This is a genomic window from Halodurantibacterium daqingense, from assembly GCF_042666235.1.
GTDB lineage: Bacteria > Pseudomonadota > Alphaproteobacteria > Rhodobacterales > Rhodobacteraceae > Halodurantibacterium > Halodurantibacterium daqingensis.
The window spans coordinates 342,219-368,561 of record NZ_JBHTFQ010000005.1; the positions used below are offsets into that span (position 1 = coordinate 342,219).

Below are 26,343 nucleotides of genomic sequence, written 5' to 3' on the forward strand. Positions count from 1 at the left end.
GGATGATCCCTAAACCTTGGGATGTTCAGGCAAATGCTGCACCAGCGGATGCGGTGCTGCCATGTCACAAGGCGCGCGGGGTTAATGTTGTTCAGATGATAAGAGTATTCCTGGTCGCCGAAGATCTGCGCGATGCGGTGCGTGCAGTTGTTCCCGAGGATGTCATCCTGGCCGTGTTGCAGGCCTCGGAACCGGCGGGCCGGATCACCATGCCCGAGCCCGAACCGGGCTGGAACGTCACAGCGGCCATCGCCCGCGAGCAGGAGGCCGATCAGGTGCGCGCGGCGCTGGAGGGCAGCGCCTATCACGGCACGCCGGTTGTCGCGGTCGCCCATAACCGCCCCGATGATCTTGCGCGCGATCTCATGGCGCTGCTGCTGCGGGACATGCGCGCCGCCGAGGCGGATGCCGGAGAGGCCCGGGCCGCTGCCGCCGTGCTGCGCCGCGAGAACATGACCCTGAACAGCCGTTTCCGCGCGGTCGAGAGCTTCCTCTATGCGCTTGGCAACCCGGAGTTTTCGCAGGCCCTGTCCTGGCAGGGTGGCGCCGCATCGGTGCAGATGGCGCCCGGCAGCAGCCTGAGCCAGGCGCTGCCGCTGAATGCCGTGGGCATTGCTGCGGTGGATCTGTGGTTTGCCGAGGTCCTGGGCCCGGCGCTGTCGGATCTCGAGGTCGCGCTTGTGGATGCGGCGGGGGTGCGCAGCCTCTTGCATCCGCTGGTTCCCGATGTCGAAACCGGCTGGCTGCGGTTTGCCCTGTCGGAACCGCTGGCCGGGCAGGGGCGCGACTGCCGGCTGGAGCTGCGCTGGTCGGGCGAACGCGCCCTGCGGCTGGGCCTGGGCCTTCCGGTTCCCGACCGGCGCTTTGCCGCGACGACCGAGGGTCGCGCCCTGTCCGAAACGCTGGCGCTGCGGGTCTGGAAAAGCCTGCCGGGCGTGCGCCTGCCCGCACCGGCGCCGATCCTGCCGACCGGGCGGCTTGTGGAGGTGGGGTCTGCGGAACTGGTGCTGCCCGCGCGGCTGCCGGCGCCGGCCCTTCTCGCCCAGCCGAACAACGTGCAGGACCATGTCTCGTCCGAGTTCTGGCACAACGAGAATGCGATCATCGTGCATCCGTCGCGTCAGGGGGCGGTCTGCGCGATCGTGCGCGATATCGAGGTGGGGCGCGTCAGCCATGTCTCGGCGCTGGTCAATGTCGGCCATGCGCGGGCGCCGGCGCTGAACTTCTGCATCGGCATCGCGCCGCAGGGGGCGGTGGACGAGGACGGGCTGTGGCAGCGGCGCATGGGCGCCTGGCTGACCGGCCTGCCCGCGCATGGCTGGGGCGAGGTTCATGCCTTCGCGCCCGAGCCGATCGAGGGCCGGATGGATCTGCTTCTGGCCACGGCGCTGGCAACGGATGGCCCCAATGACATGAGCTGGGGCCTGTTTCGCGGCTTTCGCATCGGCCAGGCGGAGCCCGGCGCATGAGCGGTCGCGTCACCGTCGTTGTGCCCGTGCATGGCCATCCGGCGCTTCTGGATGACGCGCTCGGCTCGGTCTATCGCGAGATGGAGAGCGGCGTCATCACCCGGGTCATCGTGGTCGAGGACGGTTGCCGCTTTGTCGAGACGCGGCGCAGCCTTGCCGCCTGGCAGGCCATCCTGGGTGACCGGCTGCTGGTGCTGCATATCGCCAATTCCGGGCTGAGCGCGGCGCGCAACCGCGGGATTGCCGCAGCGCTGCGCATTGATCCGGAACTCGAGGCAGTCTTTCTGCTGGACGCCGACAACCTGCTGGCCGAGGGCGGGGCGGCGGTGTTCCGGCAGATGCTGGAGAGCCAGCCCGACAGCGACTGGTTCTACCCCGAGTTCGATTTCTTCGGGCAGGATGGCCATTATATCACCGAGCGCAGCCCCGACCTTCTGTTTCACGCCCATATCAACATCTGCGAGGCGGGCAGCCTGATCCGCCGCCGGGTATTCGAGGCGGGGGTCCGCTTTGATGAAACCATGCGTCGCGGCTATGAGGATTGGGATTTCTGGCTGCAGGCCGCGCAACAGGGTTTTCGCGGTGCGCCGGCGGGCCAGCCGATGCTGCTCTATCGCAAGCGCCCGGTCAGCATGCTCAGCAATTCCCACGACCAGGACACGAGCCTGCGCAAGTATCTTGAGGACAAGCACCGCTGGCTGTTTTCGACCCCGGCGCTGCTGGCGCGCGAGGCGGAGCTTTATCCGCGCTATGCGATCCTGGAAGGGCAGGGGGGGGCGCTGCGGCTGTGCACCGATCCCGACCGGCCGCGCGCCATCACCGCCGATGGCTACGAGGAAATGGTCTATGCCCATGCCGCCGATCCCTTCAGCCATCATGCGCCCGCCTATCTGATCTGCCTGCGCGACGGGGTTTCGGACCGGCTGGAGACGCAGGGGCTGTTGCGCAACGTCCTGTGGCAGTTCGAACGGCGGCTGACGCGGGCCGAGGGCGGGCCGGGCTTCGATCTGCTGTTTCTTGATCCTGGCGAGGATGGGCTGCGGATCACCCGGGACGCCGGAGCACCGGACCGGCCGGCCGACGGGGTGGCGATTTCGCTCGCGGCGCTTGAAAGCATCATGCAATCGGCCGATCACGACTGGATCCGCCAGATCGACTTCGTGCCGAACCCCTATGGCCCCAGCAGCTGGTCGCTGGCGCTGGAGGGGATGGCGCCGCTGGATCCGACGTCGGCGGGGGCGACAGAAATCCTGCGCAATCTGCTGATGCAGCTTGCCCGCAGCCGGTTCCGTCCGGCATGCGAACAAAGCTGGACCTGGCGCGAGATTGGCGGCGCCGCGCCGCGCGACATGGCGGTCGAGATCCCGCGCAAATCCACCGGCGGCGGCGTGGTCTTTCCGCTGCTCAAGGCCGAAGGGCGGCGCGACATCGCCTTTGTCGTGCCGATCTTCGATTTCGGCGGGGTCGAGAAGGTCGCCGCAAGCCTGGCGCGGGAATTCGCCGCCGACGGGGACCGCTGCCACCTGATCGTCGCCTCCGACCGGCCGATCCGCCGCGACGGCTGGACGCTGGACGGGTTCGAGACGGTCAACTGGTTCCCCGATCCCAGCGCGATCGACTGGACCGGGCCGGAATATCTTGGCACGGCGGAACCAAGCTGGGGCAACTGGCATGAACGGGCCGATCTGATCGGACTGCTTGCGGCGATGGATGTGGTGATCAACGCTCATTCGGGGGCGTTCCACAAGGTTGCCGACCGGCTGCGGCGCAGCGGTGTGGTGACCATAGACCATGAACACCTGGTGGAACGCAGCACCTATGGCCGCGGGTACGGGCCGCCGCTGCTCGCCCTGGCATATGAATATGCCTATGACCTGTTCCTGACCTGTTCGCAGTCGCTGCGGATCTGGCTGCATGCCAACGGCATTCCGGCCGAGAAGCTTCTGCCGGTGGTCAATGCCCCCGGCTACCCCCTGAGCGCCGAACGTCAGGCCGAGGTTCTGGCCGCCCGTGCCGCGCGCGATCCCGAAGCGCCGTTGCGGCTGCTGTTCCTCGGGCGGCTGGACCCGCAGAAAGGCGTCGAACGGCTGCGGGCGGTGTTCGAGGCGCTGCATCTGCAGGACCCGGGCATCCGCTTTACCGTCGCGGGCCAGTCGATCATCGGCCAGCCTCAGGCGGCGCTGTCCTTTCCGCCCGGCACGCGGATGCCCGGCCCGGTGCGCGGTGCCGAGGCGCTGACGGCGCTGCTGGCCGAGACCGACATCCTGGTGCTGCCGTCCTATTACGAAGGGCTGCCGCTGTCGGTGCTTGAGGCGCAGCGCTGCGGCGTGGTGGTTGTGGCCACCGATGCCGGCGCGATGGAAGAGGCGATCGAGGACGGGGTGACCGGCTTCATCGTGCCTCAGGAAGGCTGCGTCGAGGCGATGGTGGCCCGGATCCAGGCGCTGAACACCGACCGCGCGACCCTGCGCACCGTGTCGGAGGCCGCCGCCCGGGAAACCCGCACCTGGGCGCAGGCGATGGAGCCGCTGCGCTACTGGTTCGAACTGCGCGCGCGCGAGCCCGAGGGCTGAGGCACCTCAGCCCGGATCGGGCAGCCCCATGCGGCGGCGCAGCGCGCAGATGACTTCGGCCGCCTCGCCGGGTTCGAGCACCTGGATATCAAGCAGATCCATGTGCCGCAGGCCCATCAGCGCCAGAAAGCCCAGGGTGGCAAGTTCGGGGTCGGAAGCATTGGCGCGGATCCGGTCCAGAAAGCGGCGCTCATAGCGGCGCACCGGGTCAAGCAGGCCGGGATCCTCGGCCAGCGCCGCAAGAAGCCCCGAAGGCGGTGGCGAGCCGCAGAGCCGGTCGCGCAGACAAAGATCCATATAGGCCGACAGCACGCTGTTGGGCCGGCCGCTGCCTTCTTCCGCCGTCAGCGCCGCGTCGAACCGGCCCAGAAAATCCTCGACCAGCGCCTCCAGAAGCTTGTTCTTGGACGAGAAATGATACAGCAGGCCGCCCTTGGACACCCCGGCCCGGGCCGCGACGGCCTCGAGCGAGATATTGCCCGGCCCCGACGCCCGCGCCAGTTCGGCAGCGGCGGCAAGGATCTTTTCACGTGTGTCGTTCTTCTTCTGGCTCATCCGCACGTCGCTTGACATTACCGTCCGGACGGTACAGTACTGCGTTCCGGGAATACAAGCTCTATTTCGCAGAGGGCCATCGCTCAGGCGGAGCCCCAGGAAAGGACCCTCATGGTCAAGCGCCTCATCATCGTCATTGTCCTTCTGGCCCTGGTGGCGGGCGGGCTGATCGGGTTCAACCTGTTCCGCGACCGGATGATCACCGAGTTCTTTGCCAACATGCCGGTGAACCCCTCGACGGTTTCGACGGTCGAAGCGCAGCCGCGTGGCTGGCAACCGACGCTGTCGGCCATCGGTACCGTCAATGCCGCCCAGGGCGTCGATCTCACGGTCGAGGCCGCGGGCGTGGTGCAGGAGATCCTGTTCCAATCCAACACCGAGGTCGAGGCCGGACAGGTTCTGCTGCGGCTGGACGATGTGGTGCAGGCGGCCGATGTGACGGCCGCCGCCACGCAGCAGGATCTTGATCGGCTGAACCTTGAACGCGCCCGCGAACTGCAGGGCCGCGGCGTTGCCACAAGTTCGGCGCTGGATGCGGCCGAGGCTGCCGCCCGCGCCTCGGAGGCGCAGCTCGCCCGGGCCACGGCGCTGCTGGAACAGCGGCAGCTGGACGCACCCTTTGCCGGCACGATCGGCCTGCCGCGGGTCGATCTGGGCCAGTATATCAGCCCCGGCACCGTGGTGGCGACGCTCCAGGATCTCGAGACGATGCGTGTGGATTTCTCGATGCCGGAACAGCAACTGCCCTATCTGGCCATCGGTCAGGCGCTGCATGTGCGCATCGAGGGGCTGGATCACAACTTTGACGGCCGGATCACCGGGATCAACCCGCGGGTCGATCCGGTGAGCCGGATGGTTGCGGTGCGCGGTGCCATCGACAATTCCGCGCAGGACGGTCCGCGGCTGACGCCGGGTCAGTTCGTGCGCGTGCGCATCGACCTGCCCGCCGAAGACGGCGTGATCGCATTGCCGCAGACCGCGCTGGTGACCAGCCTTTACGGGGATTACGTCTATGTGGTGCGTCCGCGCGCCGCCGATCCCGAACAGCTCGAGGCACGGCAGGTCTTTGTCCAGGTCGGCCGCCGGTCGGGCGACCTGGTCGAACTCACCGGCGGGATCGAGCCCGGCGAGGTGGTGGTCACCGCCGGCCAGAACCGGCTGTCGAACGGCACGCCGGTGGTCATCGACAACAGCGTGAACCCGATGGTGCGCAGCGAGGCCACAGAATGAGCATGAGCCTTTCGGACATCTTCATCAAGCGCCCGGTACTGTCCACGGTGCTGGGCCTTCTGATCATGCTGCTGGGCCTTCAGGGCATGGCCGGGCTTCAGGTGCGCCAGTATCCGGAAGTCGAGGAGACGGTGATTACCGTCACAACCGTCTATCCGGGCGCCTCGGCCGATCTGATCCAGGGGTTCATCACCTCGCCCATCGCCGCGGCCGTCGCCACGGCGGAAAACGTCGATTACGTCACCACCGCCTCGCGGCCCTCGGCCTCGGTCGTGACGGTGAACATGCGGCTGGGGGCTGATCCGGATGCGGGGCTGACCGAAGTCATGTCGAAGGTGCAGCAGGTGCGCAGCCAGCTGCCCTCGGGGGCCGAGGATCCCAGCATCGTCAAGGGCACGGGCATGACCTTCGCCACGATGTATCTGGCGATGCAGAACCCCAACATGACCGCCGAACAGGTCACCGAATATATCGAGCGGGTGATCCGGCCCCGCATGTCCACGATCCCCGGTGTCGCCGAAGTGCAGGTGATGGGCGCGGCCAACTATGCGATGCGGATCTGGATCGACCCGGTGCGTCTGGCCGGGCGCGGCCTGACTGCCTCCGAGGTCATGCAGGCCGTCAACAGTGCCAACTTCCTGTCGGCCCCCGGGCGGACCCAGAACGAGTTCGTCAGCTATTCGATCACCATGCAGTCCACGCTGCAGACCCCGGAAGCCTTCGCGCAACTGCCGATTTCAGGGTCCGGCACCGAGGTGGTGCGGCTGGGCGATGTGGCCGAAGTGGAACTGGCCGCCGAATCCACCGATACGATCGTGAACTTCAACGGCGAGCCGGGCACCTTCATCGGCGTCTTTCCGACGCCCTCGGCCAACCCGCTGGACACGGCGGCGGCGGTTCTGGCCGAACTTCCGGCCATTCAGGACAGCCTGCCGCAGGGTATGACGCTGTCGATGGTCTATGATGCGACCGAGCAGATCGAAGCCTCGATCAACGAGGTGTTCCGCACCATCGCCGAGGCCACGATCATCGTCGCGGTGATCATCTTCCTGTTCCTCGGCTCGATCCGGTCGGTGCTGATGCCGCTGGTGGCGATCCCGCTGTCGCTGGTCGGCGTGCTCTTCATCCTGTTCCTCATGGGCTATTCGATCAACCTTCTGTCGCTGCTGGCGATGGTGCTGGCGATCGGCCTGGTGGTGGATGACGCGATCATCGTCGTGGAGAACATCCAGCGCCATGTCGATGACGGTCTGTCCCCGCGTCAGGCGGCCTTCGTGTCGATGAAAGAGCTGTTCGGCTCGATCATCGCGATGATGATCACCCTGGTCGCGGTGTTCGTGCCGCTGATGTTCACCGGCGGCCTGACCGGCGCGCTGTTCCGGGAATTCGCGGTGACGCTGGCGGGCGCCGTGTTCATTTCAGGGATCGTGGCGCTGACCATTTCGCCGATGATGTCGGCGCGGCTGCTCAAGCGTGGCGGGCACGGCCGGTTCCAGAACTGGATCGACCGGAGCTTCACCCGGCTCGAGGGCTGGTATGAACGGCGGCTGGCCAGTTCGCTTGATTATCGCCCGGTGACCATGCTGATGGTGATCGTGCTGGTGGCGGTGACGGGCTATCTGTTCTTCAAGACATCCAGCGAACTGGCCCCCGAGGAGGACAGCGGCGCGCTCTTTGCCATCGTCAACGCGCCGCCCTATGCCACCTCGCAATATACCAAGACCTATGTGGACCAGATGCGCGCCCTGACGCAGGATCTGCCCGAGCTTTCGGCCAACTTCTCGGTCGTGGGCTTTGGCGGGGCCACCAATTCCGGCATCGCGCTCTGGGCCTTTACCGACTGGGCCGAGCGCGACCGCAGCCAGGCCGAGATCCAGCAGGATCTGCAGGCACGGCTGAACAAGGTGGCGGGCGTGCAGGCCTTCGTCTTTGCGCCGCCGTCGCTGCCGGGGGCGGGGGGCGGCCTGCCGATCTCGGTGGTGATCCAGTCCACGGGCGATGCCTCGCAGGTCTATGAGGTGGCGGAACAGATCCGCCAGGAGGCGCAGGCCTCGGGCCGGTTCATCATCGTGCAGAACTCGCTTGCCTTCGACGCACAGCAGGTGGTGGTCAGCATCGACCGCGACCGGGCGGCGGCGCTGAACCTTCCGGCCAACCAGATCGGCGCGACGCTGGGGCTTCTGGTGGGCGGCGGGGCGATCGCGCAGTTCGACCGGGATTCGAACAGCTACGACGTGATCATGCAGGTGCCGCAGGAGTATCGGGACAATCCCGAGCGGCTGGGCGAGTTCTTCATCCGCTCGGCCACCGGCGAGATGGTGCCGCTGTCGGCGGTGATCGAGGTATCGACCACCGTTGCCCCGGCCGCGATCGAGCAGTTCAACCAGCTCAACTCGGCCACCATCTCGGCCCTGCCGATGCCGGGAGTTTCAACCGGCGACGGGCTGGCCACGATCGTTGACATCGCGCGGCCGCTGCTGCCGGACGGGTTCTTCATCGACTATTCCGGTCAGTCGCGCCTTGAGGTGACCGAAGGCAACACGATCGTTGTCGCCTTCGCGCTGGCGATCGTCGTGATCTATCTGGCGCTGGCGGCGCAGTTCGAAAGCTTCCGCGACCCGTTCGTCATCCTGATGTCGGTGCCGCTCTCGATCTTCGGGGTGATCGTGCCGCTGAACCTGGGGCTGGGGACGCTGAACATCTATACCCAGGTGGGCTTGATCACCCTGATCGGCCTGATCACCAAGCACGGCATCCTTCTGGTCGAATTCGCCAACCAGGTGCGCCATACCCAGGGCGTGAGCCGCGAGGCTGGGATCGTGCAATCGGCCAAGCTGCGCCTGCGCCCGATCCTGATGACCACCGCCGCCACCGCGCTTGGCGTGGTGCCGCTGATGACGGCCGACGGGGCGGGGGCGGCGGCGCGCTATTCGATGGGGCTGGTGATCTTCAGCGGCATCACCGTGGGCACGTTGTTCACGCTGTTCGTGGTGCCGATGTTCTACACGCTGATCTCGCGCCGCGAGTTGCCGGGCGAACCCGAGGGCCCCGCGCCCGAGACCCTTGCTGCAACCCCGGGCCATTAGGCCCGGTGCAGGGGCCGGTCAGGCGGCCGGCCCGATGCAGATCATCCCGTCGCGCTCCTCGATCGGCACCGGGTCAAGGCCCGGGCCATCGGGGGCGGCGCCGGTTCCGGCATCGAACCGGGCGCCATGGGCGCTGCACAGAAGCCGCGTCCCATCGGCCGACAGCACCGTGTCGCTGCGGTAGTTCAGCGGCAGGAACTGGTGCGGGCAGGCGTTCACATAAGCCCGCGGGCCCTGCGCCGTCGCCACCAGGATCAGGGGAAAGCGGCCGGCGGGGCTGACCACCTCGAGGCAGCGCGCCCCGGCCAGCCCCGTCGCGGCGCAGATCACCGTGCCCGGGGGCGGGGCCGAGGCATAATCGGTCCAGGCCATCCGTCACCCTCAGCGCGCGGCATCGACCTTGAGCACGCCACGGCGGATCTGATCCTCCTCGATCGATTCGAACAGCGCCTTGAAGTTGCCCTCGCCAAAGCCGTCGTCGCCCTTGCGCTGGATGAACTCGAAGAAGATCGGGCCGATCACGGTTTTCGAGAAGATCTGCAGAAGGATGCGTGTCTGCCCGCCGCCGACCACGCCTTCGCCATCGATCAGGATGCCGCGGTTGCGCATCCGGTCAAGCGGCTCGGTATGGCCGGCGACGCGGCGATGCGACATCTCGTAATAGGTGTCGGGCGGGGCGGGCATGAATTCCATCCCCTGCGCGGCGATGGCATCGGTGGAATCATAGATGTTCTCGGTCGCGATGGCGATGTGCTGGATGCCCTCGCCCTTGTATTCGCGCAGATATTCCTCGATCTGGCTGTGATCGTCGGTGCTTTCGTTGATCGGGATGCGGATCTTGCCATCGGGCGAGGTGAGCGCGCGGCTGGTCAGCCCGGTCTGCTTGCCCTTGATGTCGAAGAACCGGATTTCGCGGAAGTTGAAGGTTTCGTGGTAGAAGCGATACCAGGTGTCCATATTGCCGCGCACGACGTTATGGGTCAGGTGGTCGAGATAGTAGAAGCCGAACCCCTCGGGGCGCGGATCGACCGCATCCAGCCAGTCGAACTCGGCCTCATAGCAGCTCTGCGCGCCATAGGTATCGACGAAATAGAGCAGCGACCCGCCGATGCCGATCACGGCCGGAACATCCAGCGATTTGCCCGGCCCGTCATATTCGGTCGCGCCAAGCGCCAGCGCACGTTTCAGCGCATGCTGCGCATCGACCACGCGCCAGGCCATTGCCGGGGCGCAGGGGCCATGTTCGGCGACGAAGCCTGCGGCGTGGCTGTCAGGCTCGGCATTCAGCAGATAGTTGATGTCGCCCTGACGATAGAGGGTGATCGCCTTGCTGCGGTGGCGGGCGACGGGCACAAAGCCCATCTGCCGGAACAGCCGGTCCAGCACCGAAGGTTCGGGATGCGCGAATTCGACAAACTCGAACCCGTCCGTTCCTGCGGGGTTCGCCTCGGAAATCGTGGCCTTCGGGGCGTCGTGCGGAAATGGTCCCATGATGTCCTCCCTTACATGCGGGGGCACAGTATGGCAGGGGGCGGCCGCAAGGTGCTTGCAATCTGGGGGCGACGCGCAAAGGATATGCACGGGCGATGCAGAAAGGCGGGACGGGATGCACGAAATGGCTCTGGACAGCTTCGACCACGCGATTCTGCGTGCGCTGCAGGCCGATGCGGCGCTGACCAATGCCGAACTGGGCGTGCTGGTGAACCTCTCGGCCTCGCAGTGTTCGCGGCGGCGGCAGGCGCTGGAGCGGGCCGGCGTGATCGAGGGCTATGGCGCCCGCATCAACGGCGCGGCGCTTGGCTTCGGGCTGCGCGCCATCACCCGGGTGAACCTGCGCGCCCATAGCGAAAGCGATGATGACGCCTTCGCAGCCTTCCTGCGCAGCCACGACCAGGTGATTTCGGCCCATTCGGTTTCGGGCGATGCGGATTATGTGCTGGAAATCTATGTCCGCGATCTGGCCGATTTCGCGGCCTTCATCCATCGCCACCTGCTGCCGCACCCGCAGGTTCTGCAAGTGCGCTCCGAGATCGTGCTTCAGACCACCAAGGCCGCGGCGCCGGTGCCGCTGGACATGCTTCAGCCGCGGCCGCGATAGGTCGGCACGCCCTGGTCGGGGATCCACAGGTCCTGGGGCTGCGGCCCGCTTTGCCAGAACACGTCGATCGGGATCCCGCCGCGCGGATACCAGTAACCGCCGATGCGCAGCCATTCCGGATCCAGCAGGCCGACCAGCCGCCGGCCGATCGAGATGGTGCAATCCTCGTGAAAGGCGCCATGGTTGCGGAACGCGCCCAGGAACAGCTTGAGCGACTTGCTTTCCACAAGCCAGCCCGCCGGCACATAGTCGATCACGAGATGGGCGAAATCGGGCTGCCCGGTGATCGGGCAAAGCGAGGTGAATTCCGGCGCGGTGAAGCGGACCATCGCACGGGTATCGGCCTGCGGGTTCGGCACGCGTTCCAGCACGGCCGTTTCGGGCGAGGCGGGCAACACGGTTGCACCACCAAGCTGGGTGAGATTGCTGTAGATATCGGTCATCTTGGTCCTTTCAGACGCCGCGGCGGTTGCCCCACAGAAGGACATGGAGTTGCGGCAGAACATGGGCGCTGAACCAGCGGTCGGCGGCCACGCGGTCAATGAGCCAGCGCATCCGCGCCAGCAGGTCAGGGGTGTCGGGGTCGGGTTCGGGCCCGTCGCCCGGCGGGGGCAGGGGGTTTCCCGGCTGCAGATAGACGGCAAGGCCCGGGAAGGAGGCGGCCATGGCGCGGGACCAGAGGTAATCCGCCTCGTCGAAGATCACGAACTTGAGCACCGCCCGCGCTGCCCCGGCTGCGGCGAGGCAGGCGGCCAGATCACCGGCGCGGCTGTCCATGCCGCTCGAGGGCGGCTTGGGGCTCAGCACGATCAGATCAAGCGCCGCAAACCAGTCGCGCGCGACCGAACCTTGCGTTTCCATCGCAAAGCGGTAGCCCTGGGCCTGACCAAGCGCGATCAGATCCCCCAGCGGCTGAATGGCGGGATTGCCCCCCGACAGCGACACGGTCAGCGGCACGCCGCCCGAAAGGCGGGTGACCTCGGCCCAGATTTCCGTCGCGTGCATCGGGCGCCAGTCGTCGCGGAAGCGGCTGTCGACGGCATGCAGGCTGTCGCACCAGCTGCACCGGAAGTCGCAGCCACCGGTGCGCACGAAGACGGTCGGCTGGCCGATCAGGGCGCCTTCGCCCTGAATGGTGGGGCCGAAGATTTCGCTGATGCGGATCATGGCCGATACTCGGCCCAGGTCTTGGGGGTTTCACTGACCCGCACGGCGGTGGTTTCGGGCAACCGTGCGCGGCACCAGTCGTAGAAATGCTGCGCAAGACGTTCAGCGGTGACCATGTCGCTGCCCAGCACATCGTTCAGGTGGCGATGGTCGAAACGGCTGTCGATATACGCCTTGAGCGCGCCCAGATCGTGATAGTCGCGGACGAAGCCATGCGCATCCAGCCCCGGCGCCGCCAGTTCGACCACGACGATATAGTTGTGACCATGCAGCCGGGCACAGGGATGGCTGTCGGGCAGGCGGCACAGCTGGTGCGAGGCGGAGAAGTGGAACTCCTTCGTGATCCGGAACATCAGGCGCGCCCCGCAACGGCAGCCCGCCAGAAATCCGGGTCGTCATAGGCGGTCGGGTCCGGGACGCCGGCGAGGTGGAAGGCCTCGCGCCGTTCGACGCAGGTGCCACAGCGGCCGCAATGCCGCGCGCCGCCCTTGTAACAGGACCAGGTCTGGGCAAAGGGCGTGCCGTGGCGGGCCCCATCCGCGACGATGGCCGATTTGGGCTGGTGCACATAGGGGGCGTGCAGCGTCACCTGCGCATAGCCGTCAAGCGCGCGGTCCTGCATCGCCTGGAAGGTGTCGATGAAATCAGGCCGGCAGTCGGGATAGATGAAGTGGTCGCCGCCATGCACCGCGGTGGCCACGGCCCTGGCGCCCTCGGCAGCGGCAAGTCCGAAGGCAATCGCCAGCATGATCGCATTGCGGTTCGGGACCACGGTGATACGCATGGTTGCTTCGGCATAATGGCCATCCGGCACGGCGATCGCATCGGTGAGGGCCGATCCCGACAGTTCCGCCCCGATGGCGCGGATGTCGATGATCCGGTGCGGAACCGACAGACGGTCCGCACAGGCTGCGGCAAAGCCCAGTTCCTTGCGGTGGCGCTGTCCGTAATCGAACGAGATAAGTCCGGAGAGGTTTCCCTCGGCCGCGACGCGATGCGCCAGCGACACGGAATCCAATCCGCCTGAGCAGATGACAAGTGTGTTCATAGGGTGTCCTTGTTTTGTCCGGGTAGGCTGCGACCGGTCTTCTGGCGGGGGCTTTACACGGGCCGAGGACAAAAGGAAATGCCCTTTCGCCGCACGGTCAGTCGAAGGGATTTTCCAGCGTCACGCCGGTGGGCGCGAAATCGGCGGTGTTGCGTGTGACCACCACGGCGCCGTGGCGCAGCGCAGTGGCCGCGATCAGCAGGTCGGCGCCACCATGGCCGATCCGGGCAGTGAGCTGGCCCCAGATCCGGGCCTCTTCGGCGCCGAAGGGCAGCAGGCGGTCCGAGAACAGCAGCACCGTGCGGTCGATCCAGTCGCGCAGATCGGCGGCGAAGCCGGGGTTGTTGCGGCTTTCGCGGGTGATGCCGCGCTCGATCTCGCCCAGGGTGATGACGCTGAGGAACAGCCGGTTTTCGTCCTGCGCCCCGATCCAGGCTGCGACGGCGGGGGCGCGATCGGGGCGGCGCAGGGCCGACAGGACGTTGGTATCAAGCAGCAGCATCAGAAGCTGACGTCGCGTGGCCGGGCTGTGGCGCGGGGCTCGGGCAGGGCAGGGCCGGCCGGGAAGGCCAGAAGATGGGCGCGAAACGACCCGCGTTCGCCACCCGCAGCCCTGAGCAGGCGCTGATACTCGGCCGCGGAAAGAACCACCACCGCAGGCTTGCCGCGCCGGCTCACCTCTTGCGGACGGCCGGACAGCGCCGCGTCAACCACGGCGGAGAATCGGTTCTTTGCATCCTGCAGGGTCCACATCGGCGTCTCACTGTCTAGCTAACTGGCTAGATAGGGTATCGCGGGCAACAAGGCAAGGGCCGGAAGTGGACCTCAATCCTTGACAATTTCAGTCGGATTTCATAGCAGGCGAAAGAGCACCGCCCCAAGGTGCCGGAAAGCGAGTTCGGAATGTTCAATCTTGTCGATCACCTGCCTTCGGGCTTTGCCTCTGCCGTCAGTGGCGCATGGCAGTTTCTGGTGCTTGGTGGCCCGGCCATCTGGGCGATCGGCGCGGTTTCCGTCATCATGGTGGCGCTGATCCTGTGGAAGATCGCGCGGCTTCTGGCCTTTGGTGCCTGGTCCGGGGGGCGCCAGACCGAACGCGCGGTGGCGCTGTGGGACCAGGGGCGCGAGGCCGAGGCGCTGGCGCTTCTTGAGCGGCGTCATTCGCTGCGCGCCCGTCTGGCGCGGGCGGCGATGAAGGCGCGCCGGGATCCCGGCCTGAGCACCGAGGCCGCCGAGGCCGAAACCGCCCGGGTGGCGCGCGCGCTTCTGGCGCAGGCGCGGGGCGGGCTGCGCGGGCTTGAGCTGATCGCCACGATCGCGCCGCTTCTGGGCCTTCTGGGCACGGTTCTGGGCATGATCGCCGCGTTTCAGGCGCTGCAGGAAGCCGGGGCGCGGGCCGATCCCGCCACCCTTGCCGGCGGGATCTGGGAGGCGCTTCTGACCACGGCAGCCGGCATGGCAGTGGCCATTCCCGCCTCGGTCTCGCTGGTCTGGTTCGAAGCGGTCGTGGACCGGTTGCGCCATGACATGGAAGATGCCGCGACCCGGATCTTCCTGCGCAGCCGCGCGAAGGGCCGCGCGGCCCTGGCAGCGGCGGCCGAGTGATGTTCAGCTTCGCCCAGGCCCGGCCACGCCGCAGGCCCAACCTCACGCCGATGATCGACGTGGTGTTCCTGCTTCTGGTGTTCTTCATGCTCGCCTCGCGGTTCGGGGCCGACATGACCCTGCCGCTGAGTGTGGCCGGACAGGGGGGCGGCTATTCCGGGCCGCCACGGCTGGTGGACATCGCGCCGGAGGGGCTGCGCCTGAACGGTGTGGAGCTTGACCAAACCGCGCTACTGGCCGAGCTGGCACGCCTGACCGAGGCGCCCGAGGATGCGATCATCCTGCGCCCCCGCGACGAGGCGCCGCTGCAGCGCGTGATCGCCGTCATGGAGGTGCTGCGCGCAGCGGGGCACAGCCGGCTTGTGCTGCTGGAGTGATGCGATGAATTTCCAGGATCCGCCCCGGCGCGCGCCATCGGAGAACATGCTGCCGATGATCAACGTGGTCTTTCTGTTGCTGATCTTCTTCCTGATCTCGGCCCAGCTGGCCCCGCCCGAGCCGTTCCCCGTCGATCCGCCGCTGGCGGAAGCCGAGGAGGGTGCCGAGGCCGAACTGACCCTGTTCCTGGCGGCCGACGGCGAGCTGGGCTTTCGGGACATCACCGGCGAGGCCGCGCTTGAGGCCCTTGCAGCCGCGCGCGTGGAGTTCTGTGCCCTGCGCATGGACGACGGAGGACCGGATTGCGCGGAGGAGCGCCCGCCGCTGGTGCTGCGGGCCGATGCCCAGGCCCCTGCGGCGCGGCTTGCGGCGCTGATGCCCGAGCTTGGCGCCCTTGGTTTTTCCCAGGTCCATCTGGTCACGGCGCTGCCATGAAGCGGGGTGTCGAGGCCTTTCTTGCGCTTGTCGCGGCCGTCCTGATCCATCTTGCGTTCTTCGCGGGAGGCGAGCCGGCGGCCGGGGCGGTTTCGGCCGGGGCAGGGGGCGACGCGCTGGTGTCGGTCGAGGCTTCGTCTGCCTCGATCTCGGAGCTCGTGGCCGAGTGGGAGCGCCCGCCCAAGCCCGCCGAACCTGAAACGGCACCGCCCGAAATCGCGCCCCCGCCGCCGCCGCCCCCGGCGATGCCTGTGCCCGCCGAGGCGCCGCGCGCGCCGGTGGCGCCGACGGTTCCGCTTCCGACGGTGCCCGACCTGCCGGATATCCAGTTGGCGGACCTGCCGCCGCCGCCGCCCGAACCCGAGCCGGAGCCCGCGCCGGCGGAGGAGACGCCCGAGCCGGAGCCGGCGCCGGAGCCGGCGGACGAGACCTCCGAAGCGGTGGCCGAGATTCCCGATGTGCGCCCGCAGCCGCGCCCCGAACGGCCGCAGCGGGCGGTGCGCGAACAGCCGCGCCAACCGGCGCAGAACCGCGCCCCCGCACCGCCGCCGCCCTCGGCCGCTTCGGCAGGGCAGGTCGCGGCCGGGGCCGGTGGCGGGCCGGATGCCGGTGATCGCGGCGCGGCCGAGGCTGCAACGCGCGCCGCCGCCCAAAGCGCGCAGGCCGCCTGGGGGGCTGCGATCCGGTCGCGGATCGAACGGCGCATCAGCTATCCCCGCGGCAGCAATGCCTCGGGGACGGTGCATCTGACGCTTCAGGTCAGCCGCGATGGCAGCCTGCTGGCGGTCCGCGTCACCCAATCGAGCGGCCATCCGGAGCTGGATGCGGCGGCGCTGAGCGCGGTGCAATCGGCGGGGCGCTTTCCCGCCGCGCCGGCCGAACTGACCGAAAGCAGCTATCTCATGCCCTTCCCGGTGCGCATGTCGCGGCGCTGAGGAACCTTTCCTGCTGTCGGGCGCTTCCTTGGCGGGAACCCTGGCAGGAGGAGGCGATGGCGCAGCAACGGCAGCATGGCGGAAACCGCCGGCGCTCGCTTGGCGCGGGGGCGCTGGTGGGCATCGGGCTGATGGCGGGGATCGACGAGATCGTCTTTCACCAGATCCTTGCCTGGCATCATTTCTACGACCGTGCGACCCCGGCGATCGGGCTTCTGTCGGACGGGCTTCTGCATGCGGCGGAACTGGTGATGCTGGTTGCGGGCTTTTTCCTGCTGAACGAATTGCGCGGCCGGGGCACGCTGGTGCCGCGCGCGGCCTGGGCCGGCGGCTTTCTGGGCGCGGGCGGGTTCCAGCTGTTCGACGGCGTGGTCAACCACAAGATCCTGCGCCTGCATCAGATCCGCTATGTCGAGCCGCTCTGGCCCTATGACCTGACCTGGATCGCCTCGGCGCTGCTGTTGCTGGCGATCGGCGCGCTGCTCGCCCGCCGGCACGGGCGGGCCCATGGCTGAGCCGGGCCACGGGGCGATGCATGGGGGCCATCACCATGCGGTCTGGGGCGCCGACACGCTGCTGTTGACGATCCTGCCCGCCTTGGCGCTGCTCCTGTATCTGTGGGCCGCGCGCCGTCCGGGCCCTCATCGCAGCTGGAACCCCTGGCGCAGCGCGAGTTTCGCCCTGGGCATCGCGCTTGTCGTGGCGGCGGTGGCGCCGCCCGTCGCCGCCTGGGCGCATGCGGATCTGCGCGGACATATGGTTCAGCACCTCGCGCTTGGCATGTTCGCGCCGCTGGGGCTGGTGTTCGGGGCGCCGGTGACGCTTGCGTTGCGCACCCTGCCGGCCCGGACCGCGGCGGCGCTGATGAGGTTGCTGCGGTCGGTGCCGATCCGCTTCGTTACCTATCCGGCGACGGCGGCATGCCTCAATCTTCTGCCGATGGCGGCGTTGTACCTGACACCGCTTTATGCGGCGAGCCTGCAGAACGGGGCGCTGCATCTGTGGCTGCATGTGCATTTTCTGGTGGCGGGCTGCCTGTTTGCCTGGGCCATCGCCGGGCCCGACCCGGCGCCGCACCGCCCCGGCCCCGCGTTGCGTCTGGCGGTGCTGATTTGCCATGCGGCGGGGCACGCGATTCTGGGCAAGCTGATGTATGGCTACCATTTCCCCCGGGGCACCGGGGCCACGGCGGCCGAGATCGAGGCGGCGGCGCAGTGGATGTATTACGGCGGCGACATCGCCGAACTGCTGCTGGCGATCGCGCTGTTCCACGGTTGGTTCGCGGCGCGCGACCGCGCCTTCAGGCGCGATCGGTGCCTTGCCGAAGCGCCGTCATGAAATCGCGGCACCAATGGGTGATGTCGTAATCCAGCAGCCGCCCCATCATCCGCTGCCACCGCTCCTGCCGTTCGGCCAACGGCATGGACAGGGCCTGCGCGATCGCCGAGGCCGTCTGATCGGTATCATAGGGATTGCAGAACACCGCGCCGCCGGCCAGTTCCCGCGCGGCGCCGGCGAAACGCGACAGGACCAGCACGCCGGGATCCTCGGGGTCCTGGGCCGCCACGAATTCCTTGGCCACAAGGTTCATCCCGTCGCGCAGCGGTGTCACCAGACCGACGCGGGCCTCGCGGTATAGCCCCGCAAGGATCGCGCGGCTGAGCGAACGATTCACATAGCGGATCGGCACCCAGTTGATCGTGCCGTGGCGGCCATTGACCTGCCCGCACTGGGTGGCGATCGCATCCTGCATCGCCCGGTATTCGGGCACGTCCGATCGCGACTTGGGCGCGACCTGCAGCATTGTCACGCGTTCCCGGTCGTCGGGATTGTTCTGCAGGAAGCGCTCGTAGGCGTCGATCCGCTGGGCGATGCCTTTGGAGTAATCCAGACGGTCCACGCCGATGATCAGGGCCCGCCCCTCGAGGCTGCGGCGCATGTCGCGCACCTGCCCGCGGGCGGTGACGCGGGCGGCAAGGCTGGCAAAGCGCGCCGTGTCGATGCCGATCGGAAAGGCGGCGGCGGCAAAGTCGCGCCCGCAGGCCCTGATCCAGCTTCCGGCGCCGGTATTGTTGCCGACCGCAATGTCGCCACCATCGGGTCCGCGGATCTGATCGCCGCAGCCTTCGCGGCGCAGGCAGCCGATGAAGTTCTCGAGATCGTAATCGGTCTGGAAGCCGATCAGATCATAGCTTGCCAGCGACCGCAGGATCGTGTCGTAGATCGGCATTGCGAACATGATATCCGCGGGCGGCCAGGGGATATGCAGGAAAAAGCCGATCCGGTTGGTGACGCCGCGCTTGCGCAATTCGTCGGCAAGCGGGATCAGATGGTAATCATGCACCCAGATCACGTCGTCGGGCTGGATCATCGGCACCAGCCGTTCGGCGAACAGCCGGTTGACGCGGAAATAGCCCGCCATTTCGCGCCGGGCATATTCGGCCAGATCCAGCCGCAGGTGAAAGATCGGCCAGAGCACCCGGTTGGCAAAGCCGTTGTAGTATTCATCGACATCAGTCTGGCTCAGATCGCTGAGCACATAGCTGATGTTGCCTTCCTGCCGGACGGTGGGGGGACCGGGCTCGCCCTCGGTCGTCTCGCCGGACCAGCCCATCCAGATGCCGCCGTCGCTTTGAAGCGCGGCATGGACCGCCACCGCCAGCCCGCCCGCAGGCGGATTGCCGTTGCGGTCGGGCACCGGCACGCGGTTCGAGACGACGATCAGCCGGCCCATGGACAAACCCCGCGCCTAAGGGGCGCCGCCCGGCATGGCGAGCCGGGACAGTTGGAAATGCCGATCAAGGCGATCAAACAGTCACTCCGTGGTGGAAGCCCGCGAGCAAAGGTGCGGGGGATCATCATCACGCCTCCAGTCCTGGTCCGGTGCGGACCTAGCATGAACGCGCCCGCACAACCAGAGCGGAGGCGGGCGCGGCCTTCAGGGGCGGCCCCGGCGGAACCGCTCCGGGCAGTTCGGGGGGCAGATCACTCGGCCGCGACGGCGTGGCGGTTCGCATCCGCATCGGCAAGCTTGGTCAGCTTCTCGTCGGTCGCGTATTCTTCCTTCAGCGTCTCGTCCAGAAGCTTGACGGCATCCTTCATGCCCAGAACGCCGGCCCAGCGTTTCAGCGTGCCATAGCGGGCGATCTCGTAATGCTCGACGGCCTGGGCGGCGCCGATCAGCCCGGCGTCAAGCGCGGGCATGTCCTTGAACTCTTCCAGGATTTCCTCGCCTTCCTCGATGATGCCGTCGATGGCGGGACAGGTCTTGCCGCGGGGACGCTTGTCGAGCATCTCGAAGATCTGTTCGAGCCGGGCCACCTGGCCCTCGGTTTCGTCACGATGGGCCTCGAAGGCCATGCGCGCATCGTCAGACTCGGCGCCGCGCGCCATCTTGTTGAGAGCTTTGAGGATCTTGCGCTCGGCATAGTAGATGTCGCGCAATCCGTCGAAGAAAAGCGCGTCGAGGTTCTTCTGTTTCATGGTCCGCTCCGCTTGGGGCTGAGGTGTATGGGGCAAAAACCGGCGACGGCGGCTTTTGTTCCGTAGCTGCCGGCAGCGCGGGCCGGGAACCGCGGGGCCTGCGCCTTGTTGCAGAGGACAGCAGAAAGGAAATGTCATGAACCGACTTCGTTACATGTTGGCTGCGGGCGCGCTGGCGGGGCCGGGCGCGGCGCTGGCGCTGGCCTGCGCCGCGCGGCAGGAGGGAAAGCGCCCCTGGCAGCCCCTGAATGGCACCAGCCACTGGGCCCGCGGTCCCGGGGCGGGGCGCCGGCGGGATCTGGACCTGCGCCACACCGGGCTGGGCGCGGTCACCCATCACGCTGCCGGGTTGTTCTGGGGGATGATCTATGGCGCCTGGCTGGGCCGGCGGGATCGGCCGGGCAACGGCCGAATACTCGGCGGTGCGGTGACGGTGGCGGCCCTTGCCGCGGTGGTGGATTACGGGCTGGTGCCCCGACGGCTGACCCCGGGCTGGGAACATGCGGTATCACCGCGCGGCGTTGCGCTTGGCTTTGCCGGCATGGCAGCCGGGCTTGCGCTGGGGGCGGTTCTCGCGCGGCCCCGCTGATCTGCCGGGTCGGAGCATCGGCTGCCGGTAAAGCAGCGATCCCGAAAGCCGTAGCCATGAAGCAGCGGCCTTCGGGATCGCCGGGCCCGCACGGGAGGCGGATGCAGGCCCATGGGGTGCCCTCAGATGATCGGCTGGCCGCCGGTGACTGCGATCATCGTGCCCGAGGTGTAGCTGGACCGGGGATCGGCCAGCATCACATAGGCGGTGGCAAGTTCGCCGGGCTGGCCGGGGCGCTGCATCGGCACCTGCTTGCCGAAGCTCGCGACCGACTCGGCCGGAAGGGTGGCCGGGATCAGCGGCGTCCAGATCGGACCGGGCGCCACCGAATTGGCGCGGATGCCGCGTTCGGCAAGCATCTGCGCAAGGCCGGCGGTGAAGTTCTGGATCGCGCCCTTGGTGGTGGCATAGGCCAGCAGCCCCGGGTTCGGCTTGTCGGCATTGATCGAGGCAGTATTGATGATCGAGGCGCCGGGCTTCATATGTGCCACCGCCGCCTTGGTCAGATAGAACATCGCGTGGATATTGGTGCGGAAGGTCACGTCCCATTCCTCGTCGGGGATCTCGAGGATGTCGTCGAAAGTGGCCTGATGCGCGGCGTTGTTGACAAGGATATCGATTCCGCCAAGTTCCTGCACCGCGCGGTCGATGATACTGCGGCAATGGGCGGCATCCTGGATGTCGCCGCGCACCAGCACCGCCTTGCGCCCGGCTTCCTCGACCCAGCGGGCGGTCTCTTCGGCATCCTCATCCTCTTCCAGATAGGAAATGAGCACATCTGCGCCTTCGCGGGCATAGGCGATGGCCACCGCGCGGCCGATGCCGCTGTCGCCGCCGGTGATCACCGCCTTCATGTCCTTCAGCCGGCCCGATCCGACATAGCTTTCCTCGCCATGATCGGGGATCGGGTCCATCTGGCCGGTTTCGCCGGGCATGGGCTGTTTCTGTTCGGCAAAGGGCGGTTCGGGCTGATCCGTCATGGTCGCTCCTGTCTGCGGTTGTGGCTTTCCGGCGGGCCGCCTGGGCGGGCCGGACGTTGCGGACTGAACCCGTCGCAGCGGCCGATGTTCCCGGGTCTTCAGGTGGAAAGGCCGACCCGGCGTGCGAGGTCGCGGAAATCTGCCTGTTCGCCCCTCGCATGGCTTTCCAGCGCCATCATCAGGACGCGCGCGGGAAAGGCCATCGCCTTGCGGTGGGATTCGCTGTCACTGGCCAGCGCGCCGCCGTCCAGGGCCAGGGCCTCCGCATCGGCCAGGGCTGCCCTCAGTTCATCCCGTTCAAGCACGCCCTTCTGCACAAGCAGGTCAAGAACGCCCGACAGGGCCAGATAGAGCCCTTCGAGCTGGGGATTGGCGGTGTTCATGTCTCGCTCCTCTGGGTGGTGGCGGGGACCTGGGGGGTGGATTCGTCGATCACCCGCGCCCCGCGCTGTCGGGTGGTGTAGCGCCAGATCCACTGCAGGCTGACCAGCAGCCGTTTCTCGAAGTTCACCAGCAGCCAGACATGGACGATGGCCCAGAGCATCCAGGCCAGCCGTCCACGCAATTGCCAGGTGCCAAAGTCGAATACCGCGGCGTTGCGCCCGATCACCGCCGTGTTGCCGCGGTTGCGAAAGCGGAAGGGCGGGCTGTCCTGATTGTGCAGAAGCTTCCGGCGCAGCGCCTTGCCGACATAGAAGCCCTGCTGGCGCGCGACCTGCGCAAGGCCCGGAAGGGGCGAGCCGTCGGCATCCTGTGCAAGCGCCGTATCCCCGATCACCCTGATTTCCGGATGCGACGGCAGCGCAAGGTCGGGGCCCACGGCCACGCGCCCCCCCGGCCCGGGCTCGACGCCGAGCCAGCCGGCGGCGGGCGAGGCCTTGACGCCCGCGCCCCAGACAACGCAGCCGGTCTCGATCCGGTCCTGTCCGACGGTGACGTGATGCGGACCGATGTCCTTGACGGGCGCACCGGTGCGCAGTTCCACGCCGATCCCTCGCAGATAGTCGGCGGCATAGTCGGACAGGTTCTCCGGGAAACCGGACAGAAGGCGCGGACCGGCCTCGATCAGCACGACGCGCAGATCTGCGGGATCGAGGCTGCGGAAGTCACGGGCGATCATGAACCGGCCCAGTTCGCTGACCGCGCCGGCCATTTCCACCCCTGTGGGGCCGCCGCCGATCACGACGGTGGTCAGAAGGGCGCGCTTCTGCAGCGGATCGTCGGAAAGCTCTGCCTTCTCGAAGGCCAGAAGCAGGCGCTGACGGATCAGCCGCGCTTCGTGGATCGTCTTGAGCCCGGGCGCCCAGGTGCGCCAGCCGTCATTGCCGAAATAGTTGTATTCCGATCCCGTGGCGATCACGAGATGCTCATAGGCCACCCGGCCGCCATCCGAAATCTGAACGGCCCGCGCGGCGGTGTCGATGCCGCTGACCTCGGCCAGCATCACACGGATGTTGCGATAGCGGCCGAGCGTGCGGCGGATCGGCTCGGAAATATCGGCCGGCGACAGTGCGGCCGTGGCCACCTGATACAGCAGCGGCTGAAACAGGTTGTGGTTGCGCCGGTCGATGACGATCACGTCGATATCGGTGTTACCGAGCGCCTGCGCACAGGCAAGCCCCCCGAACCCGCCGCCAAGAATGACGACATGGGCCCGGGGGGCAGGAGAAGGTCCGCCCAGCCGTTCAGGCGACATCAGTCAGACCGGCAACGCCGCTGAGATCGCCCTCGAGCCAGACCTCGACCTGAAGGGCATCGCCCTCGGCAGGCACCCGGAGGGCATGGGCACGAAACCCCGCATCCAGCAGCGCGGCGAGCGTGGCGGCGCCGAGCGGCGGCAGATAGCCAAGCGGCTGCCCGTCGGCGGCCTGCACCTGGATGCTGTTGGCATCATAGCGCCGGTCGCGCTGCCGCACGAGCGCGAGGCGCGCGCCCGGGGCCGGAGGGGTCGCGGGGGCAAACTGGTCGCGGTTCGCGACGCGGGTGGTCAGCACCTTCCAGCCCTGACCGGCCCCCGCGACACCGGCGGGCGCTGCACGGCCCGCGAATGCCGGGGTGGCCACGGCGACAGGCGCCGCGGCAAGCCCCGCCGCAATGAAATTGCGACGATCCATGGGCACTCCTCCTTACTCCTGTTCGGTCTGTGCACCGCTGCCGGGGCGGGCGGGGCCAAGGTTCGGCTCTTCGCCCAGCGGTTCCATCGGCTGCGAGGTGAAGGTGCCGTTACCATCGATTGTGGTGCCTTCCGACCAGCGGCCCTGGACCGGTTCCGAGCCATCGCGCTGGAAGCCAAGGAAGGAATAGGAAAACTCGGTCTTTTCCTGATCCTGGGGGAAGCTGTTCGGGATCGGGAACACGTTCTGCGCCCCGCCCAGTTCCTCGATCACGGCAAGCCACTGGTTCTGGTGCATCGCGTCGCGGGCGATCAGGAAGGACAGCATGTCGCGCATCCCGGGATCCGAGGTCATGTTGTAAAGCCGCACCGCCAGCACGCGCCCGCTGGATTCCGCCGTGGCATTGGCCATCATGTCGGCGGCAAGATTGCCCGAGGCATAGACATGCGACATGTCGAAGGGCACGCCGTCACTGTCCACCGGCATTGCGGCAAGCCCGGTCGACAGCAGGTTCTTGAGGTTGATCCCGCCAAGGATCGCCCCACCCACGGGATCGGCCGCGGCCTCTTCCTGCAGTTCCAGCGGCGCCCCTTCGAGGTTGAGCGCCACCGCCGTGGCCAGCATCTCGATATGGCCCAGCTCTTCGGCGGCGGTATTCATCAGGAGTTGCCGATAGCGGGCGTCATTGCCGCGCGCGCCACAGGCCTGAAAGAAATACTGCATGGCGACACGGATCTCGCCCTCGACGCCGCCGATTGCCTGCTGCAGGGCGCGGGCAAACAACGGATCGGGGGTTTCGACGCGCACGGGATGCTGGAGGTTCGGATCAACATAGAACATCACGGACTCCTTTTGGGATGTATGCCCTGCCAACTGTCCGTGGGGCGCGTTGTTCCTGCCCGCGATGAAGCAGATCGATTGCGCGCGCGAGTTGCGAAGGAAGCGGCGATCATCCCGCCGGCGTTTCGGGAACATCTGCACGGCGCGCGGGTTCTTCAGCAGTTCCCGCCGCGCACGGGCCGCGGGGCGGGCTTGTCGCGTGGCCGGGCTGTCCCCCGGCGCAGCTTCAGCGAAAGGATCGAGCATGACCTTTGCTTTGCGTGATATCCTCTGGATTGCCGGCGCAGGCGCCTGCGCCCTGATCGCCCTGCGTTTCTTCGGGTTCGCCTGAGGACGGACGGCCGCGCGTGTGCCGGGATTCGGGAGGCGACCGCCCGCAAAGGCGCGCGCGGCCCCTCCGGGATGCCGGAGCAGCGCGCTCAGGCGCCGATCATTCGCCCGTCACGCGCCAGATCACATCGCCCACATCATCGGCCATCAGCAGGGATTTTCCATCCGGTCCGACCACCACGCCCACCGGACGGCCATAGGATTCCCGTTCGTCCGGCGACAGGAAGCCCCAGAGGATATCGCGCGGCGGACCCGAGGGCCGGCCGTTCGCGAAGGGCACGAAGATCAGCTTGTATCCGCTCAGCGTCGAGCGGTTCCACGACCCGTGCTGCCCGATCACCATACCGTCCGGAAACCCCGGCAGCGTTCCCGCCGGCATCCAGCACAGGCCAAGCGAGGCGGTGTGGCCGCCAAGCGCATAATCGGGCGTCAGCGCCCGCGCGACCATCTCGGGATCCTGCGGCACGCGGTCATCGATGGTCTGGCCCCAATAGCAATAGGGCCAGCCATAAAAGCCGCCATCCTGCACCGAAGTAAGGTAATCGGGGGGCGTTTCATCGCCCAGGCCGTCGCGTTCGTTCACCACGGTCCAGAGAGTGCCCGTCTGCGGCTCCCAGGCCATGCCGACCGGATTGCGCAGCCCCGAGGCAAAGATCCGCGCCGCGCCGGTGGCCAGATCCAGCTCCCAGATCGCCGCGCGGCCCTCCTCGACCTCCATGCCATCCTCGGCGATGTTCGACAGCGACCCGACCCCGGCATAGATGCGGCGCCGGTCGGGCGAGACGATCAGGCTGCGCGTCCAGTGCCCACCGGGCTTGAAGGATACCAGCCGGGTGCCAGGGCCTTCGGGGCGGCGCATCCCGGGTCTGAAATCATAGGCGATGATCCCGTCGGTATTGCCGACATAGAAGCGGTCATCGACCAGTGCCATGCCGAAGGGCTGGTTGAGCCCGTCAAGAAACACCTCGCGCTGTTCGGCCACACCATCGCCATCGTTGTCACGCCAGAGCGAGATCCGGTTGGCGCTGATGCCGATCGCCTTTGCACGGCGCATCGTCGCCTGCGTCACGCGGTCCATCAACCCCTTGGGCGGGCGCGCCTGCTGCAGCGCCTCGGCCACCAGGACGCCGCCATCGGGCAGAACCTCGATCCAGCGCGGATGATCCAGTCCGGAGGCAAAGGCATTGACCGAGAGGCCGGGCGCGGCCATGGGGCGCTGCCCTGGCGCCCAGCCGCGGGCCGTGGGCATCTTCAGGGTCATGATCCCCTGGTTGCGCGCGGGCGGGATCGCGGGGGTGCTGCCCACGGCGGCGGTGCGCGGCGCGCCGGCGCGCCGCATCAGGACCATCGCGCCGCCGACGATGGCGGTTGCTCGTGCCAGAAAATCCATGCGCTGCCTTCCCGTGCCCAAGGTTACCGAACGCTACA

General features: G+C 67.6%; 29 protein-coding genes. 12 read left to right on the forward strand and 17 right to left on the reverse strand.

Annotation, left to right across the window (positions count from 1 at the left end; all coding sequences use genetic code 11):
• Nucleotides 1-95 precede the first annotated feature (95 nt).
• Complete coding sequence (locus ACFQXB_RS11385) at nucleotides 96-1,469, forward strand: DUF6212 domain-containing protein (protein WP_377403488.1); 1,374 nt, start codon at nucleotides 96-98, stop codon at nucleotides 1,467-1,469.
• Nucleotides 1,466-4,042, forward strand: coding sequence for a glycosyltransferase (locus ACFQXB_RS11390; protein ID WP_377403490.1), 2,577 nt, complete (start codon nucleotides 1,466-1,468; stop codon nucleotides 4,040-4,042). The genes ACFQXB_RS11385 and ACFQXB_RS11390 overlap by 4 nt, the downstream gene beginning before the upstream one ends.
• Nucleotides 4,043-4,048: 6 nt before the next feature.
• Here the strand turns inward: ACFQXB_RS11390 and ACFQXB_RS11395 are convergent, their stop codons facing one another.
• Nucleotides 4,049-4,597 (reverse strand): TetR/AcrR family transcriptional regulator, encoded by a 549-nt coding sequence (locus ACFQXB_RS11395; protein ID WP_377403492.1) that lies wholly within the window; start codon nucleotides 4,595-4,597, stop codon nucleotides 4,049-4,051.
• Nucleotides 4,598-4,708: 111 nt separating this feature from the next.
• On the opposite strand from ACFQXB_RS11395, the gene ACFQXB_RS11400 reads away from it, so the two are divergent.
• Nucleotides 4,709-5,827 (forward strand): efflux RND transporter periplasmic adaptor subunit, encoded by a 1,119-nt coding sequence (locus tag ACFQXB_RS11400; RefSeq protein ID WP_377403495.1) that lies wholly within the window; start codon nucleotides 4,709-4,711, stop codon nucleotides 5,825-5,827.
• On the forward strand, nucleotides 5,824-8,913 hold the full coding sequence (locus ACFQXB_RS11405) for an efflux RND transporter permease subunit (RefSeq protein ID WP_377403498.1): 3,090 nt from the start codon (nucleotides 5,824-5,826) through the stop codon (nucleotides 8,911-8,913). The genes ACFQXB_RS11400 and ACFQXB_RS11405 overlap by 4 nt, the downstream gene beginning before the upstream one ends.
• A gap of 18 nt (nucleotides 8,914-8,931) precedes the next feature.
• On the opposite strand, the gene ACFQXB_RS11410 is transcribed toward ACFQXB_RS11405, so the two are convergent.
• Together ACFQXB_RS11410 and hppD are read right to left on the reverse strand one after the other, a co-directional pair.
• Nucleotides 8,932-9,285, reverse strand: a complete 354-nt coding sequence (locus ACFQXB_RS11410) for a Rieske (2Fe-2S) protein (protein ID WP_377403501.1) — start codon at nucleotides 9,283-9,285, stop codon at nucleotides 8,932-8,934.
• Between the two features lie 9 nt (nucleotides 9,286-9,294).
• On the reverse strand, nucleotides 9,295-10,404 hold the full coding sequence (hppD, locus tag ACFQXB_RS11415) for a 4-hydroxyphenylpyruvate dioxygenase (protein WP_377403504.1): 1,110 nt from the start codon (nucleotides 10,402-10,404) through the stop codon (nucleotides 9,295-9,297).
• Between the two features lie 115 nt (nucleotides 10,405-10,519).
• On the opposite strand from hppD, the gene ACFQXB_RS11420 reads away from it, so the two are divergent.
• Complete coding sequence (locus ACFQXB_RS11420) at nucleotides 10,520-11,011, forward strand: Lrp/AsnC family transcriptional regulator (RefSeq protein ID WP_377403507.1); 492 nt, start codon at nucleotides 10,520-10,522, stop codon at nucleotides 11,009-11,011.
• Here ACFQXB_RS11420 and queF read toward each other — a convergent pair.
• The 6 genes from queF to ACFQXB_RS11450 all read right to left on the reverse strand — a co-directional run bounded on the left by queF (nucleotide 10,993) and on the right by ACFQXB_RS11450 (nucleotide 13,979).
• Complete coding sequence (gene queF / locus ACFQXB_RS11425; protein WP_377403510.1) at nucleotides 10,993-11,454, reverse strand: preQ(1) synthase; 462 nt, start codon at nucleotides 11,452-11,454, stop codon at nucleotides 10,993-10,995. The genes ACFQXB_RS11420 and queF overlap by 19 nt on opposite strands.
• A gap of 10 nt (nucleotides 11,455-11,464) precedes the next feature.
• Nucleotides 11,465-12,178, reverse strand: a complete 714-nt coding sequence (gene queE / locus ACFQXB_RS11430; protein ID WP_377403513.1) for a 7-carboxy-7-deazaguanine synthase QueE — start codon at nucleotides 12,176-12,178, stop codon at nucleotides 11,465-11,467.
• Nucleotides 12,175-12,531 carry a 6-pyruvoyl trahydropterin synthase family protein gene (locus ACFQXB_RS11435; RefSeq protein ID WP_377403516.1) on the reverse strand — a complete coding sequence of 119 codons (357 nt, stop codon included), beginning with the start codon at nucleotides 12,529-12,531 and terminating at the stop codon, nucleotides 12,175-12,177. The genes queE and ACFQXB_RS11435 overlap by 4 nt, the downstream gene beginning before the upstream one ends.
• Nucleotides 12,531-13,226: a 7-cyano-7-deazaguanine synthase QueC gene (gene queC / locus ACFQXB_RS11440; RefSeq protein WP_377403519.1), complete on the reverse strand. Its 696-nt coding sequence runs from the start codon at nucleotides 13,224-13,226 to the stop codon at nucleotides 12,531-12,533. The genes ACFQXB_RS11435 and queC overlap by 1 nt, the downstream gene beginning before the upstream one ends.
• A gap of 97 nt (nucleotides 13,227-13,323) precedes the next feature.
• Nucleotides 13,324-13,728: a type II toxin-antitoxin system VapC family toxin gene (locus ACFQXB_RS11445; protein WP_377403522.1), complete on the reverse strand. Its 405-nt coding sequence runs from the start codon at nucleotides 13,726-13,728 to the stop codon at nucleotides 13,324-13,326.
• Entirely contained in the window at nucleotides 13,728-13,979 is a 252-nt protein-coding gene (locus ACFQXB_RS11450; protein ID WP_377403525.1) for a type II toxin-antitoxin system Phd/YefM family antitoxin, read from the reverse strand. Before ACFQXB_RS11450 ends, ACFQXB_RS11445 begins: the two co-directional genes overlap by 1 nt.
• Nucleotides 13,980-14,129: 150 nt before the next feature.
• Between ACFQXB_RS11450 and ACFQXB_RS11455 the strand changes: the two genes are divergently transcribed.
• Genes ACFQXB_RS11455 through ACFQXB_RS11480 form a run of 6 tightly spaced genes read left to right on the forward strand, consistent with a single transcriptional unit; the run spans nucleotide 14,130 to nucleotide 17,917 of the window.
• Entirely contained in the window at nucleotides 14,130-14,831 is a 702-nt protein-coding gene (locus ACFQXB_RS11455) for a MotA/TolQ/ExbB proton channel family protein (RefSeq protein WP_377403528.1), read from the forward strand.
• Entirely contained in the window at nucleotides 14,831-15,208 is a 378-nt protein-coding gene (locus ACFQXB_RS11460; protein WP_377403531.1) for an ExbD/TolR family protein, read from the forward strand. Before ACFQXB_RS11455 ends, ACFQXB_RS11460 begins: the two co-directional genes overlap by 1 nt.
• Before the next feature lie 4 nt (nucleotides 15,209-15,212).
• Entirely contained in the window at nucleotides 15,213-15,644 is a 432-nt protein-coding gene (locus tag ACFQXB_RS11465; RefSeq protein WP_377403534.1) for an ExbD/TolR family protein, read from the forward strand.
• The gene (locus ACFQXB_RS11470) at nucleotides 15,641-16,579 is read left to right on the forward strand and encodes an energy transducer TonB family protein (protein WP_377403537.1); all 939 of its coding nucleotides are present in this window, start codon (nucleotides 15,641-15,643) and stop codon (nucleotides 16,577-16,579) included. The genes ACFQXB_RS11465 and ACFQXB_RS11470 overlap by 4 nt, the downstream gene beginning before the upstream one ends.
• 56 nt (nucleotides 16,580-16,635) lie before the next feature.
• Nucleotides 16,636-17,094 carry a DUF2243 domain-containing protein gene (locus tag ACFQXB_RS11475; protein ID WP_377403540.1) on the forward strand — a complete coding sequence of 153 codons (459 nt, stop codon included), beginning with the start codon at nucleotides 16,636-16,638 and terminating at the stop codon, nucleotides 17,092-17,094.
• Nucleotides 17,087-17,917 carry a cytochrome c oxidase assembly protein gene (locus tag ACFQXB_RS11480; RefSeq protein ID WP_377403543.1) on the forward strand — a complete coding sequence of 277 codons (831 nt, stop codon included), beginning with the start codon at nucleotides 17,087-17,089 and terminating at the stop codon, nucleotides 17,915-17,917. The genes ACFQXB_RS11475 and ACFQXB_RS11480 overlap by 8 nt, the downstream gene beginning before the upstream one ends.
• Here ACFQXB_RS11480 and otsA read toward each other — a convergent pair.
• The gene (gene otsA / locus ACFQXB_RS11485) at nucleotides 17,880-19,313 is read right to left on the reverse strand and encodes an alpha,alpha-trehalose-phosphate synthase (UDP-forming) (protein ID WP_377403546.1); all 1,434 of its coding nucleotides are present in this window, start codon (nucleotides 19,311-19,313) and stop codon (nucleotides 17,880-17,882) included. The genes ACFQXB_RS11480 and otsA overlap by 38 nt on opposite strands.
• A gap of 251 nt (nucleotides 19,314-19,564) precedes the next feature.
• Nucleotides 19,565-20,062, reverse strand: a complete 498-nt coding sequence (locus ACFQXB_RS11490) for a YciE/YciF ferroxidase family protein (RefSeq protein ID WP_377403549.1) — start codon at nucleotides 20,060-20,062, stop codon at nucleotides 19,565-19,567.
• A 136-nt stretch (nucleotides 20,063-20,198) separates the two neighbouring features.
• On the opposite strand from ACFQXB_RS11490, the gene ACFQXB_RS11495 reads away from it, so the two are divergent.
• Nucleotides 20,199-20,651 (forward strand): hypothetical protein, encoded by a 453-nt coding sequence (locus ACFQXB_RS11495; protein WP_377403552.1) that lies wholly within the window; start codon nucleotides 20,199-20,201, stop codon nucleotides 20,649-20,651.
• Nucleotides 20,652-20,773: 122 nt separating this feature from the next.
• On the opposite strand, the gene ACFQXB_RS11500 is transcribed toward ACFQXB_RS11495, so the two are convergent.
• The 6 genes from ACFQXB_RS11500 to ACFQXB_RS11525 form a co-directional block, all read right to left on the reverse strand.
• Nucleotides 20,774-21,631 (reverse strand): SDR family oxidoreductase, encoded by an 858-nt coding sequence (locus tag ACFQXB_RS11500; RefSeq protein WP_377403555.1) that lies wholly within the window; start codon nucleotides 21,629-21,631, stop codon nucleotides 20,774-20,776.
• Between the two features lie 98 nt (nucleotides 21,632-21,729).
• A complete protein-coding gene (locus ACFQXB_RS11505) occupies nucleotides 21,730-22,014 on the reverse strand; it encodes a hypothetical protein (RefSeq protein WP_377403558.1) in 285 nt (94 codons plus the stop codon).
• Nucleotides 22,011-23,327, reverse strand: a complete 1,317-nt coding sequence (locus ACFQXB_RS11510; protein WP_377403561.1) for an NAD(P)/FAD-dependent oxidoreductase — start codon at nucleotides 23,325-23,327, stop codon at nucleotides 22,011-22,013. The genes ACFQXB_RS11505 and ACFQXB_RS11510 overlap by 4 nt, the downstream gene beginning before the upstream one ends.
• Nucleotides 23,317-23,745 carry an HIRAN domain-containing protein gene (locus tag ACFQXB_RS11515; RefSeq protein ID WP_377403564.1) on the reverse strand — a complete coding sequence of 143 codons (429 nt, stop codon included), beginning with the start codon at nucleotides 23,743-23,745 and terminating at the stop codon, nucleotides 23,317-23,319. Before ACFQXB_RS11515 ends, ACFQXB_RS11510 begins: the two co-directional genes overlap by 11 nt.
• A gap of 12 nt (nucleotides 23,746-23,757) precedes the next feature.
• A complete protein-coding gene (locus tag ACFQXB_RS11520; RefSeq protein WP_377403567.1) occupies nucleotides 23,758-24,585 on the reverse strand; it encodes a manganese catalase family protein in 828 nt (275 codons plus the stop codon).
• Between the two features lie 430 nt (nucleotides 24,586-25,015).
• Nucleotides 25,016-26,305: a PQQ-dependent sugar dehydrogenase gene (locus tag ACFQXB_RS11525; RefSeq protein WP_377403570.1), complete on the reverse strand. Its 1,290-nt coding sequence runs from the start codon at nucleotides 26,303-26,305 to the stop codon at nucleotides 25,016-25,018.
• Nucleotides 26,306-26,343: the final 38 nt, after the last annotated feature.